This is a genomic window from Roseateles rivi, assembly GCF_043555845.1.
In the GTDB taxonomy this organism is placed as follows: Bacteria; Pseudomonadota; Gammaproteobacteria; order Burkholderiales; family Burkholderiaceae_C; genus Roseateles; species Roseateles rivi.
This window is the reverse complement of the sequence record NZ_JBIGHZ010000004.1, coordinates 451,516-463,912: the sequence shown is the minus strand read 5'-3', so window position 1 is coordinate 463,912 and position 12,397 is coordinate 451,516. Positions and strand designations below refer to the sequence as shown.

Below are 12,397 nucleotides of genomic sequence, written 5' to 3'. Positions count from 1 at the left end.
CTAAAAGGGGGGAGCCGCTCAGACTTCGGTGAGCGCGTCGGCGCGCGCTTGTGCGGCAGCGAAGTCCAGGTCACCGGTGTAGATGGCGCGGCCGCAAATCACGCCGTCCACGCCCTCGTGCTCCACAGCGCACAGGGCTTCGATGTCGGCCATGCCCGACAAGCCTCCGGAGGCATAGACCGGCATGGTCAGGGCCTGAGCCAGGCGCACAGTGGCTTCGATATTGATGCCGCTGAGCATGCCATCGCGCCCGATGTCGGTGTAGATCACGCCCTCCACGCCGTAGTCCTCGAACTTGCGCGCCAGATCCACCACCTCGTGGCCGGTGAGCTTGCTCCAGCCGTCGGTGGCCACTTTGCCGTCACGCGCGTCCAGGCCCACCAGCACCGCGCCGCCAAAGGCTGATGCGGCGTCTTGCAAAAAACCTGGGTTCTTCACCGCAGCGGTGCCGATGATGACGTAGCTCAGGCCCGCGTCGAGGTAGCGCTCGATGGTGTCCAGGTCGCGAATGCCGCCGCCCAGCTGCACGGGAATCTCGCTGCCGACCTCGCGCAGGATGGCGCGGATGGCACCCTCGTTGGCAGGCTTGCCCGCAAAGGCGCCGTTGAGGTCCACCAGATGCAGGCGCCGCGCCCCGGCATCCACCCAGCGCCGCGCCATTTCGACGGGGTCTTCACCAAAGGTGGTGGTGAGGTTCATATCGCCTTGTTGGAGGCGAACGCATTTACCGTCTTTGAGGTCAATGGCAGGGATCAGCAGCATGGCCCGAAACGTAGGAGTTGGAGCGCCAGTGGCGCGGCAGGGGGTGAAAGGTGCGCAGCAGGTGCAATCGCAGGGGCAGGCTTGGTCACGGCTCAGGGCATCCAATGCAAGAAGTTGCGTAACAAAGCCAGTCCGGCGTCGGCACTTTTTTCAGGATGAAACTGCGTGGCAAAAATGTTATCCCGCGCCACGGCACTGGTAAAGCAAGTGCCGTAGTCGGTGTGGCCCACTGTATGCAGGGGTTCGTCAGGGCAAGCATAAAAGCTGTGCACAAAGTAGTACCAGCTCTGATCGGGTATACCCCGCCACAGCGCGTGGGGGCGGGTTTGATGAACCCGGTTCCAGCCCATTTGCGGCACCTTGTAGCGGCTGCCATCGCCCTGGCGCTGACCCTCCAATTCAAAGCGGCGCACACGGCCAGGAAACACATCCAGGCCCGGCGTATCCTGCTCCTGGCTGTGCGTGAGTAGCATCTGCATGCCCACGCACACGCCCAGCAGCGGCTTGTTGCGCAGCGCGTGCAACAGCGCCTCGTGCATGCCGCTGGCTTGCAGCTCGGCCATGCAGTCGCGCATAGCGCCCTGGCCCGGCAACACCACGCGCTCGGCGGCGTGGATTTGCTCGGGCCGCGTGGCAATTTCCACCTGCACCCCCTGGTGCTGCGCCGCGGCGCGCACGGCCTGCGCCACCGAGCGCAGATTGCCCATGCCGTAGTCCACCACGGCCACGCTGCGAGGGGCTGTGCTGGGCGCGGCCAGCCCCATCACAAACTCCCTTTGGTGGAGGGCACCACACCAGCGCTGCGCGCATCGGGCGTCATGGCCATGCGCAAGGCGCGGCCAAAGGCTTTGAACACCGTCTCGGCCTGGTGGTGGGCGTTGTGGCCTTTGAGGTTGTCGATGTGCAAGCTCACCTGCGCATGGTTCACAAAGCCTTGGAAGAACTCGTGCACCAGCTGCGTGTCCAGCCCGCCAATGGCGGCGGCGGTGAAGCGCACATCCATGTGCAGGCTCGGGCGGCCGGAAAAATCCACCACCACGCGCGACAGCGCTTCGTCCAGCGGCACATAGCTGTGGCCGTAGCGGGTGATGCCTTTTTTGTCGCCCATGGCCTGCGCCACCGCCTGGCCCAGCGTGATGCCCACGTCCTCCACGGTGTGGTGGCCGTCGATGTGCAAATCGCCCTCGGCTTCGATCTCCAGGTCGATCAAACCGTGGCGCGCAATTTGGTCCAGCATGTGGTCAAAAAACCCAATGCCGGTGTGCAGCTTGGCCTGCCCGGTGCCGTCGAGGTTGAGCGAAACACGGATGCGGGTTTCGCTGGTGGAGCGGGTGATCTGAGCGGTGCGCATGGGGCTCTCTCTTGCGTGTCAGCGGTGGGATTGCGGCGCCTGCAGCAGGGCGTCCAGGGCGTGCAACAGGGTGTCGATTTGCGCGTCGGTGCCGATGCTGATGCGAACAAAGTCCGCAATGCGTGCGGGCTGGGCGAAATGCCGCACCAGCACGCGATGCTCGCGCAGCCCCGCCGCCAGCGCCGCCCCCGTCCAGGCGGGCAGGCGCGCAAACACAAAATTGGCCGACGACGGCAGCACCTGCGCGCCACGCTGGCGCAGCGCTTGGCTGAGGCGCTGGCGCGTGGCCATGATGCGCTGGCGCATCTGTGTGAAGCCGACCGTGTCTTGCAGCGCGGCCACACCGCCTGCAATGGCCAGGCGGTCCAGCGGGTAGGAGTTGAAGCTGTCTTTCACACGCGTGAGCGCCTCAATCAAGGGCGCCTGGCCCAATGCATAGCCCACGCGCAAACCCGCCAGCGCGCGGCTCTTGGACAGCGTGCACACCACCAGCACATTGGGGTAGTGCTGCACCAGCACATCGGCCGATTCAGCGCCGAAGTCCACATAGGCCTCGTCCACCACCACCACCGAGTCGCGGTTGGCCTGCAGCAGGCGCTCGATCTCGGCGCGCGGCAAGGCCATACCCGTGGGGGCGTTGGGATTGGCGAAGATGATGCCGCCGTTGCGACCAGCCGCCAGCAGGTCGTCCACACGCAGCGAGAAGTCTTCGGCCAGCGCCACCTGACGCGTCTCAATGCCGTAGAGCCGCGCATACACGGGGTAGAAGCTGTAGGAAATGTCGGGCAGCAGCAGCGGCGCCTCGTGCTTGAGCAGCGCCATGAAGACATGGGCCAGCACCTCGTCCGAGCCATTGCCCACAAACACCTGCTCGGGGCTGAGCCGGTGCAGCTGCGCCGCGGCGGCTTTCAAAGCGCTGGCCTGGGGGTCGGGGTAGAGACGCAGAGCCTCGCCCGAAGCCTCGGCAATGGCGCGCAGCACGGCTTGGCTGGGCCCGTAGGGGCACTCGTTGGTATTGAGCTTGACCAAGCCCTCAATGCGCGGCTGCTCGCCCGGCACATAGGGGGTGAGCGTGTGAACCACAGGGCTCCAAAAGCGACTCATGGCAAAGCCTCCCAGTTCGCGCCGGTGTTCATGCCGCCACCGGTGCGGGGGTTAGACGGGGGTCCAGCACTTGGATGCTGTCGTACACCGCCTCGTGCGGCAGTGTCAGGCTCAGCAGCCGCGTGCAGCCCTGCGCTTTGGCTGCCGCGACGATGAGCGCATCGGCATAGGGCAGCCCGAAGCGGCTCTCCACCGACCAGGCCGCCTCCACCGTGGCGTGGTCCACGGCCCAGGGCTGCCAGCGCTGGTAGCGGCGCACCTCGGCGCGTGCGTCGCCATGCGGCATGCCGGGCTGGATGCGCGTGGTGACCAAGCAATAAAAGTCGTTGAGCACCTGGGTGGAGACGCGCCCGCTGCGGGCCTGCCAAAGCTGGCGCAACCAGGCCAGCACTTGCGCGCGCGCCTCGGGCTGGGCGCCGTCCTCGCTGAGGATGAGCACCGAGGTGTCCACAAACACCAGCTCCGTGCTCACAACACCTCCCGCCCCGGGTAGGCCCGACCGTCGGACACCCAGCTGCGCTCACGGTGCAGCCAGTCTTGCAGCGCGCGCTCGTAAGCGTCGTCATGCCGCATCTTCTCGGCCAGCATCTCCCCCACCAGGCGCGAGACGCTGGTGTTGCGCCGGGCAGCCTCCATGCGCGCCCAGTCGGCCACATGGTCTTCCATGGTGACGGTGACGTTCTTCATGGCGCCCAGAGTAACACGAAGTTCGTGCTGCACGAACTTCGTGTTGCCATTTGCGCAATTCCGGAGCGCCACACAAGCCGCTTGCCTGTCGCCCATTTGGGCCTCATGACCCAGGGCCAAACCCCAACAGGTGACGCGGTGCAACATGAAATTGTCATCAGGGCAACCTACGGTGTGAACGAAGTCACACATCACACACACAGAGAGGGTGATTCATGAACAAGCGTTATCCAAGCATCGGCTTGTCCCTGGGGCTGCTCAGCCTGCTCGCACAAGCCCAAGTCAGCGGCGTCAAGATCGGCACGCTGCAAGGCAGCAGCCACCGCTCGCCGTTTGAAAACCAGCAAGTCAGCGCCATCCAAGGCATCGTCACCGCGCTGGACAACAACGGCTTTTGGATTCAGGACAGCGGCGACGGTGACTTGCGCACCTCGGACGCCATCTACGTCTTCCTGGGCACGGCGGCCAAGCCCCTGCTGGGCGACGCCCTCTCGGTCAGCGGCCGCGTGGTGGAGTTCCGCCGCACCAACAACGCGAACAACCTCTCGCTGACCGAGATCAACGCCACGGCCGGCGCCTCGGGCTCGTGGCAGCGCATCAGCAGCGGCAACGCCCTGCCCTCGGCCATTGCCCTGGGCAGCCCGGGCTGGAACATCCCCAGCGCCATCGCACCCCGCGTAGGCAATGTGGAAACCGCCCCTGGCTACACCTTGCAGCCCAGCCAATACGCCATGGACTTTTACGAGTCCCTCGAAGGCATGCGCGTGAGCATGGGCAGCGCCGTGGCTGTAGCCGCCACCGGCAACATCAGCAGCGGCGACACGGTGGTGGTGAGCCGCAACCAGCTCGACAGCGGCCTGATGTCCTCGCGCGGTGCCGCCGTGATCGCCCCAGGCCAGTTCAACGGCCATCGCCTGACGCTGGACAACCGCATGGTCGCGGGCCCCAACGTCAACGTGGGAGCACGCATCGACGACATCGTCGGCGTGATCGACTACACCGAGAGCAACTACCGGCTCTTCATGACGCAAACCCCTGTCACGGTGAACAACCCGCTCACCCGGGAGGTGGCCGCGCCGCGCGCGCCAGGGGCTTTGGGCATTGCCAGCTACAACGTGGAAAACCTCGGCGGCAATGCCTCGGCCACGCGCTTTACGGCCATCACCGAACAAATCAAAACCAACCTCGCGCTGCCGCAAATCCTGTCTCTGCAAGAGGTGCAAGACAACAACGGCGCGACCAACGACGGCACCGTGTCAGCCGACACCACCCTGAGCCGTCTGACCCAAGAAATCAAAACACAGACCGGCAAGGACTACGGCTACCTCACCATCAACCCCAACAACAACCAGGACGGCGGCCAGCCCGGGGGCAATATCCGCCAGGCTTTTCTGTATGACCGCAGCACCGTGAGCTTTGACGCGGGCAAGCAGGTGGGTGGCAGCAACGACGCCATCAGCGCCTCGCTGGGCCAGGACGGGCAGCTGGAATTCCACTGCGGGACCCAGAGCTTTGCCTGCGTGGCCGGTCGCGTAGCACCCGACAACGGCGCCTGGACCGACAGCCGCAAGCCCTTGGTGGTGGACATGAATGTGCAGGGCCAGCAGCTCATCATCATCTCCAACCACTTCAACAGCAAAGGCGGCGACCAGCCCTTGTTTGGGCCTGACCAAGCACCTGTCAACGGCAGCGAAACCCAGCGCTTGGCGCAAGCTCAGGTGCTGGCTGGCTTTGTGCACGAGTTGCTTACGCTCAACCCTGACGCCAACATCATCGTCACCGGCGACTTCAACGACTTCCAGTTCGCCGACACCCTCAAGCCCCTGCTCGACGCGGGCTTGGTCAACCTCAGCGACAGCCTCTCGCCGCAAGAACGCTACAGCTACATCTACCAGGGCAATGCCCAGCAGCTGGACCACATGTTCGTCTCGCGCCATCTGCAGGGCGCGTCCATGTTCGACATCGTGCACGCCAACAGCGAGTTCGCGGATCAAGTCTCCGACCACGACCCCCTGCTGCTGACCCTCAACCTCGCCGCTGTGCCCGAGCCCCAGATCGCCGTGTTGATGGGCATAGGCCTGGTGCTGCTGCGCCTGCGCGCACGGCGCGGCTGAGCGCGACAGCCAATCATCATCACCCAACCACGGCGCAAATCATTTACCCACTCACTTTCCTCTTTCCCCACCCCAAGCCCAAAGGAGCTGAAGCACCATGAAACAAAGCCATATCGCCACAGCCATTGCGTTGTGCCTAGCCGCCACAGTCAGCCATGCCGACATCATTTCGCAGTGGAATTTCAACGGCGCCAGCGGCACCACAGCACCCAGCCTGGGCAGTGGTTCAGCCGCGCTCATCGGCACCACCGCCACCTTCGCCAGCGGCAACGCCAACGGCGGCTCCAGCGACCCGGACACCAGCACGAGCGACTGGGGCTGGAACCTCAGCGGCTTTGCCTCACAGGGCAGTGGCGACCTCAGCCGGGGCGCGCAGTTCAGCATCAGCACCGTGGGCTGGGAGCAGCTTTCCTTCAGCTACGACATGCGCCACAGCAACACCTCGGCGCGCCACGAAGCGGTGCTGGTCTCCACAGACGGTGTCACCTTCACACAAGTGGCCCAGTTCAGCGCCGTGCAGCAGAGCGACACCTGGTACAACCAGCGCTGGGTGGACCTCAGCACCCTGGCCGGTGCCGCCAACAACAGCCAGCTGCAAATCCGCGTGGTGGCCAGCTTCGCACCAGGCACGCAGGGCTATGACGCCAGCACCACGGGCAGCAGCTACAGCAGCACCGGCACTTGGCGGCTGGACATGGTGACACTGCAAGGCCAGGTCACGGCCGTACCGGAACCCGCCACCTACGCCACGCTGCTGCTGGGTCTGTTCAGCCTGGGTGCCCTCAGCGCCCGCGCACGGCGGCGCTGAAGAAGGCGGTGCGCCTCAGCTCAGCGTGAGGCGCACAAATTTGCGCTTGCCTACCTGCAGCACGTACTGGCCGGCCTCGAGCTTGAGGCCCTTGTCTCTGAGCACGCTGCCGTCGACTTTCACGCCGCCTTGGTCGATCAAGCGCATGGCCTCGCTGCCGGAAGCCACCAAGCCAGCTTGCTTGAGCAGCGCCCCAACACCCTGGGGCGCGCCACTCAGGCTCAGCTCAGGAATGTCGTCAGGAATGCCGCCCCGCGCACGGTTGACGAAGTCGGCCTCTGCCGCCTCAGCCGCGGCCGCGCTGTGAAAGCGCGCCGTGATTTCCTTGGCCAGAGCCACTTTGGCGTCGCGCGGATTGCGCCCACCCTGCACCTCCAGGCGCAGCGCCGCCACAGCCTGGGGGGACTGGAATGACAGCAGCTCGTACCAGTTCCACATCAGCTCGTCGCTGATGGACATCACCTTGGCGAACATGGTGTTGGCGGGCTCGCTGATGCCGATGTAGTTGTTTTTGGACTTGGACATCTTGTCCACGCCATCCAAGCCCACCAACAGCGGCATGGTCAGAATGCACTGCGGCTCCTGGCCATATTCCGCCTGCAAATGGCGCCCCATGAGCAGGTTGAACTTCTGGTCCGTGCCGCCGAGTTCCAAATCACTCTTGAGCGCCACCGAGTCATAGCCCTGCACCAGCGGGTAGAGAAACTCGTGCACCGAGATGGGCGTCTGGCTGCCAAAGCGCTTGGTGAAGTCGTCGCGCTCGAGCATGCGCGCCACGGTGTAGTGGCCCGAGAGCTGAATCATGCCGCGCGCACCCAGCGCATCGCACCACTCGCTGTTGTAGCGCACCTCGGTTTTGTCCATGTCCAGCACCAAGCCCAGCTGGTCAAAGTAGGTCTTGGCGTTGGCTTCGATTTGCTCGCGCGTCAGGGGCGGACGCGTGCTGTTGCGCCCCGAGGGGTCGCCAATCATGGTGGTGAAGTCGCCAATCAAGGCAATCACCTGGTGCCCCAGCTGCTGCAGCTGGCGCAGCTTGTTGAACACCACCGTGTGGCCCAGGTGCAGGTCCGGCGCCGTAGGGTCCATGCCGAACTTGATGCGCAGCGGCACGCCGCTGGACTCAGCGCGCTGCAACTTCTTGCTCCACTCCTCGCGCGGCAGCAGCTCATGCGCCCCAGCCAAAGACACAGCCAGTGCGTGTTGCACCTCATCGCTCAAAACAGAAACGTCAGACTTGGAATCAGCAGTGGACATGGCAGTGTCGGCCGCACACGAAAGCGCAGCAAAGCTCAGAAGAAAGGCCTGGGATTCCCCGCAGGTCCCCTTCGCGCAGGCGGGTATACTCGGCGCGGTCGGAAATCAAGGGGTAAGCCCGCGATTGGGACACGAATTCTAAGATGCGCTGCCTTCGAAGTAGCGCTCGCGCCACACTCGGTGCAGTCTCACAACAAGATTTCGCGGGAAACACCATCGTGAGTGACTTGATTGTCGGTATCAGACAAGCATTGCAGCGCGCAGAAGGCTTTGCCGCCCGCCACCCGCACGCTTTGACGGGCTCGGTACTGGGTGCGCTCAGCGCCTTTGCCATCACCGCCTTCGGTATTGCGCCCTACGCCCCTGATGCCACCGAGCTGCCTCGCAGCGAAGTGGTCCAGACGGTCGCGCTGGGCGACCTGCAATCGCAGCTCGATGCGCTGGCGGCGCACGACTTCACGCTCTCGCGCTCAGACAGCACCCGCAGCCAAGACACGGCCGACAGCCTGCTCAAACGCCTGGGCGCGTTTGACAGCGAGGCCGCCCGCTTCCTGCGCGACGACGAACTGGGCCGCCAGGTGCTGCAAGGCCGCGCGGGCAAGCAAGTCCAAGTCATGGCCAATGCCCAAGGGCAGGTCAAGTCCATGGTGGTGCGCTTCCCCGCCGCATCGCAAGAGCAGCAAGCCAGCCACTTCTCGCGCCTGACCATTGAGCGCAAGCCCAGCGGCCAATTCGGCGCCCGGCTGGAGACGGTGCCTCTGCAAAGCCAAATCCGCTTGGGCAGCGGCAGCATCGAGAGTTCGCTGTTCGCGGCCACCGACAACGCCGGCATTCCCGACGCTGTGGCCTCGCAGCTGGCCGATATGTTCTCGGGCGAACTGGATTTCCACCGCGAGCTTCGCAAAGGCGACCGCTTCTCGCTGGTGTACGAAACCCTCACCGCCGACGGCGAGCCCGTGAACTGGACCGCCACCCCCAGCCGCTTGCTGGCTGCGGAGTTCGTCAACAACGGCCGCACCTTGCAAGCCATGTGGTTCAACGACCCCAGCAGCAAAAAGGGCGGCTTCTATGGCTTTGACGGCCAAAGCAAGCGCCGCACCTTTCTGGCCAGCCCCCTAGAGTTCTCTCGCGTGACTTCGGGCTTTGCCATGCGTTTCCACCCCGTGCTGCGCACCTGGCGCCAGCACCTGGGCACCGACTACGGTGCCCCCACCGGTACGCCTGTTCGCACCGTGGGCGACGGCGTGGTGGAGTTTGCAGGCCGCCAAAACGGCTTTGGCAACGTGGTCTATATCAAGCACAACGCCTCACAAACCACTGTTTACGCCCACCTCAGCCGCATCGACGTGAAGAAGGGCCAGCGTATCGAGCAAGGCCAGCGCCTGGGCGCCGTGGGCGCCACGGGTTGGGCCACAGGGCCGCACCTGCACTTTGAGTTCCGCGTCAACGGTCAGCACAAAGATCCGCTCACCATTGCGCGCGCCTCTGAGGCCGTGGCGCTGGCATCTCATGCCCGCCCCGCCTTCCAGGCGCAGCTCGCCACCGTGCGCACCAAACTCGAAAGCGCTGCCACCGTGGCGCAAGGCGTGGTGGGGGACTGAAAACTCCCCCTTCAAGCGCACGCAAGCCAACTCCCAAGGCCGTATTGAACTCCGAAGCGCTCTATGTGGGCCTCATGTCCGGCACCTCGCTGGACGGGGTGGATGCGGTGCTGATGACTCTGGGCCACCCAGAGGCCCCGCGCCATATCGCGCACGCTCATCAGGCCTTTGACGCGGCACTGCGCCAGGAGCTGCTGGCGCTCAACACCCCCGGTGAGCAGGAACTGCACCGCGCTGCACTGGCTGCCAACGCCGTTGCACGAGCCTATGCCACTGTGACCCAATCGGTTTTGACGCAGGCGGGTGTCCAGCCCGAGGCGGTGCGCGCCATCGGTGCACACGGACAAACCGTCAGGCATCAGCCCGGCGTTGCAGACGGCGTGGGCTACACCTGTCAGCTGCTCAACGCCGCACTGCTGGCCGAGCTCACCGGCATCGGCGTGGTCTATGACTTGCGCAGCCGCGACCTGGCTGCCGGCGGCCAAGGCGCGCCGCTGGTGCCCGCCTTTCACCGCGCCGTGCTGGGCAGCGCCGCGCAAGACATTGCCGTGCTCAATATCGGCGGCATTGCCAACCTCAGCCTGCTGCATCACGACGGCAGTGTGCTGGGCTTCGACACCGGCCCAGGCAACTGCCTGATGGACGGCTGGTGCGAGCAGCATCTGGGCAAGTCCTACGACGATGCTGGCGCCTGGGCCGCCCAAGGTCACTTGATCCCGAGCCTGCTCGATCAGCTGCTGAGCCACCCCTACTTCGAGCGCCACCCGCCCTGCAGCACCGGACGCGACGACTTCAACCCAGCTTGGCTGCAAACCCAGCTCAGCGCCAACGGCAGCACGGCCGCGCCAGCCCAAGACGTGCAGCGCACCTTGCTGGAGTTCACGGCGCTTAGCATCACGCGCGCGCTGCAAAGCCATGGCCAGGGGCTGTACGAAGAACTGCTGGTGTGCGGCGGTGGCGTCTTCAACAGCGTCCTGATGGCTCGCCTGCAAGCCCTGAATCCCCAGCTTCACGTACTCACCACGGCCGTGCGTGGCATAGACCCCATGCACATGGAGGCCGCCGCTTTTGCTTGGCTGGCTTGGTGCCACATCAACCAGCAAACCGGCAATCTTCCGGGCGTAACAGGCGCCCGAGGCGCGCGCATTCTGGGCAGCTACTGCCCGGCCTGATCTGGCCCGCGCGATTTGTTCGCAGCCCTCAAATAGAAAAGCCGCCCGAAGGCGGCCATCTCAGTGGGCTTCGGGCAACTCAGACCGAGAAGCTCGACCCGCAACCACAGGTGGTGGTGGCATTGGGGTTTTTGATCACGAACTGCGCCCCCTGCAGATCTTCTTTGTAGTCGATCTCAGCACCAGTGAGGTACTGCAGACTCATGGCGTCGATGAGCAAGGTGACGCCGTTTTTGTTCATCTGCATATCGTCTTCATTGGCCACCTCGTCGAAGGTGAAACCATATTGGAAGCCGGAGCAGCCACCGCCCTGCACAAACACGCGCAGCTTCAAATCGGGGTTGCCTTCTTCGGCCACCAAGTCCGCCACTTTGGCTGCGGCTGCGTCCGTGAACACAAGCGGAGCGGGCATGTTGTCAGAAGTGGCTGGCGTGTCGAGTACGGCGCTCATGGGCTGATCCTGATGAATTTCCTGGGAATTGACTCGGATTATCACGCACTCCCCCAAATGCTGGGGCGATGCGCAAAATACCCAGGTCATGAAAAAGGCCGCTGCAAGCAGCGGCCTTTTGAGCAAGGCAGACCAGCCCGGAGGCTGGTGCAAGCATCAGCGCTTGCTGAACTGCTTCCGGCGACGAGCGCCGTGCAGACCGACCTTCTTACGCTCGACTTCACGCGCATCACGCGTGACGAAGCCAGCGCGGCTCAGTTCGGGCTTGAGGGCTGCGTCGTACTCGATCAGAGCACGGGTGATGCCCAAACGGACAGCACCGGCTTGACCCGACTCACCACCACCGTGCACGTTGACCTTGATGTCAAAGGCTTCACCGTTGTTGGTCAGCACCAGAGCTTGGCGCGCCACCATGATGGAGGTTTGACGGCCAAAGTACTGCTCAATGCTGCGGCCGTTGATGATGATTTGCCCGGTGCCCTTCTTGATGAAGACACGAGCCACCGACGACTTGCGACGGCCGGTACCGTAGTTCCAGTTTCCGATCATGGCCGTTCCTTAGATGTCCAGAACCTTGGGCTGCTGGGCAGTGTGCGGGTGGCTTGCGCCAGCGTACACCTTCAGCTTCTTGATCATCGCGTAGCCCAGCGGACCCTTGGGCAGCATGCCCTTGACGGCCTTCTCCAGGGCGCGACCTGGGTGCTTGGCTTGCATGTCCTTGAACTTCGTGGCGTAGATGCCGCCGGGGAAGCCCGAGTGACGGTAGTACACCTTGTCCGTGGCCTTGTTGCCGGTGACACGGATTTTGTCGGCGTTGACGATGACGATGAAATCACCGGTATCGACGTGAGGCGTGTAGATGGCCTTGTGCTTGCCGCGCAAACGGAGTGCCACTTCGCTGGCGACACGTCCGAGCACCTTATCGGTGGCGTCAATCACAAACCACTCGTGCGTCACCTCGGCCGGCTTGGCGCTGAAGGTCTTCATGAGTTACTTTCGGTTGCCTGCAGGCCCCGCAAAGGGCTCGCAGTCATTGCTTGGCTGAAACGCTCTTTCTGGACAAAGCTCAAAAAGCCTTCGCCTCCGAAGAGCG

General features: G+C 64.2%; 14 protein-coding genes. 4 read left to right on the top strand and 10 right to left on the bottom strand.

Annotation, left to right across the window (positions count from 1 at the left end):
- Positions 1-18: 18 nt before the first annotated feature.
- The 6 genes from hisA to ACG0Z6_RS12290 form a co-directional block, all read right to left on the bottom strand.
- Positions 19-762 (bottom strand): 1-(5-phosphoribosyl)-5-[(5-phosphoribosylamino)methylideneamino]imidazole-4-carboxamide isomerase, encoded by a 744-nt coding sequence (hisA, locus tag ACG0Z6_RS12315; RefSeq protein ID WP_394461807.1) that lies wholly within the window; start codon positions 760-762, stop codon positions 19-21.
- A gap of 92 nt (positions 763-854) precedes the next feature.
- On the bottom strand, positions 855-1,526 hold the full coding sequence (gene hisH / locus ACG0Z6_RS12310; protein ID WP_394461805.1) for an imidazole glycerol phosphate synthase subunit HisH: 672 nt from the start codon (positions 1,524-1,526) through the stop codon (positions 855-857).
- Entirely contained in the window at positions 1,526-2,113 is a 588-nt protein-coding gene (hisB, locus tag ACG0Z6_RS12305) for an imidazoleglycerol-phosphate dehydratase HisB (RefSeq protein ID WP_394461803.1), read from the bottom strand. The genes hisH and hisB overlap by 1 nt, the downstream gene beginning before the upstream one ends.
- An 18-nt stretch (positions 2,114-2,131) precedes the next feature.
- Positions 2,132-3,217 carry a histidinol-phosphate transaminase gene (hisC, locus tag ACG0Z6_RS12300; protein WP_394461801.1) on the bottom strand — a complete coding sequence of 362 codons (1,086 nt, stop codon included), beginning with the start codon at positions 3,215-3,217 and terminating at the stop codon, positions 2,132-2,134.
- Positions 3,218-3,245: 28 nt separating this feature from the next.
- A complete protein-coding gene (locus tag ACG0Z6_RS12295) occupies positions 3,246-3,689 on the bottom strand; it encodes a PIN domain-containing protein (RefSeq protein ID WP_394461799.1) in 444 nt (147 codons plus the stop codon).
- On the bottom strand, positions 3,686-3,937 hold the full coding sequence (locus ACG0Z6_RS12290) for a CopG family transcriptional regulator (protein WP_394461797.1): 252 nt from the start codon (positions 3,935-3,937) through the stop codon (positions 3,686-3,688). The genes ACG0Z6_RS12295 and ACG0Z6_RS12290 overlap by 4 nt, the downstream gene beginning before the upstream one ends.
- Before the next feature lie 182 nt (positions 3,938-4,119).
- Here ACG0Z6_RS12290 and ACG0Z6_RS12285 point away from each other — a divergent pair, with 182 nt between their 5' ends.
- Positions 4,120-6,018 (top strand): endonuclease/exonuclease/phosphatase family protein, encoded by a 1,899-nt coding sequence (locus ACG0Z6_RS12285; RefSeq protein WP_394461795.1) that lies wholly within the window; start codon positions 4,120-4,122, stop codon positions 6,016-6,018.
- Between the two features lie 97 nt (positions 6,019-6,115).
- Positions 6,116-6,826 carry a PEP-CTERM sorting domain-containing protein gene (locus ACG0Z6_RS12280; protein ID WP_394461793.1) on the top strand — a complete coding sequence of 237 codons (711 nt, stop codon included), beginning with the start codon at positions 6,116-6,118 and terminating at the stop codon, positions 6,824-6,826.
- 15 nt (positions 6,827-6,841) lie between these two features.
- Here ACG0Z6_RS12280 and tyrS read toward each other — a convergent pair whose 3' ends face one another.
- Positions 6,842-8,080 carry a tyrosine--tRNA ligase gene (gene tyrS, locus ACG0Z6_RS12275; RefSeq protein ID WP_394461791.1) on the bottom strand — a complete coding sequence of 413 codons (1,239 nt, stop codon included), beginning with the start codon at positions 8,078-8,080 and terminating at the stop codon, positions 6,842-6,844.
- 218 nt (positions 8,081-8,298) lie between these two features.
- Between tyrS and ACG0Z6_RS12270 the strand changes: the two genes are divergently transcribed.
- Complete coding sequence (locus ACG0Z6_RS12270; protein WP_419964622.1) at positions 8,299-9,681, top strand: peptidoglycan DD-metalloendopeptidase family protein; 1,383 nt, start codon at positions 8,299-8,301, stop codon at positions 9,679-9,681.
- A 44-nt stretch (positions 9,682-9,725) separates the two neighbouring features.
- Complete coding sequence (locus ACG0Z6_RS12265; RefSeq protein WP_394461789.1) at positions 9,726-10,853, top strand: anhydro-N-acetylmuramic acid kinase; 1,128 nt, start codon at positions 9,726-9,728, stop codon at positions 10,851-10,853.
- A 79-nt stretch (positions 10,854-10,932) separates the two neighbouring features.
- Here ACG0Z6_RS12265 and erpA read toward each other — a convergent pair whose 3' ends face one another.
- The 3 genes from erpA to rplM all read right to left on the bottom strand — a co-directional run bounded on the left by erpA (position 10,933) and on the right by rplM (position 12,291).
- Positions 10,933-11,304, bottom strand: a complete 372-nt coding sequence (gene erpA / locus ACG0Z6_RS12260) for an iron-sulfur cluster insertion protein ErpA (RefSeq protein ID WP_394461787.1) — start codon at positions 11,302-11,304, stop codon at positions 10,933-10,935.
- Between the two features lie 156 nt (positions 11,305-11,460).
- Positions 11,461-11,853, bottom strand: a complete 393-nt coding sequence (gene rpsI / locus ACG0Z6_RS12255) for a 30S ribosomal protein S9 (RefSeq protein WP_394461785.1) — start codon at positions 11,851-11,853, stop codon at positions 11,461-11,463.
- Positions 11,854-11,862: 9 nt separating this feature from the next.
- Positions 11,863-12,291: a 50S ribosomal protein L13 gene (gene rplM / locus ACG0Z6_RS12250; RefSeq protein WP_394461783.1), complete on the bottom strand. Its 429-nt coding sequence runs from the start codon at positions 12,289-12,291 to the stop codon at positions 11,863-11,865.
- Between the last annotated feature and the right edge of the window lie 106 nt (positions 12,292-12,397).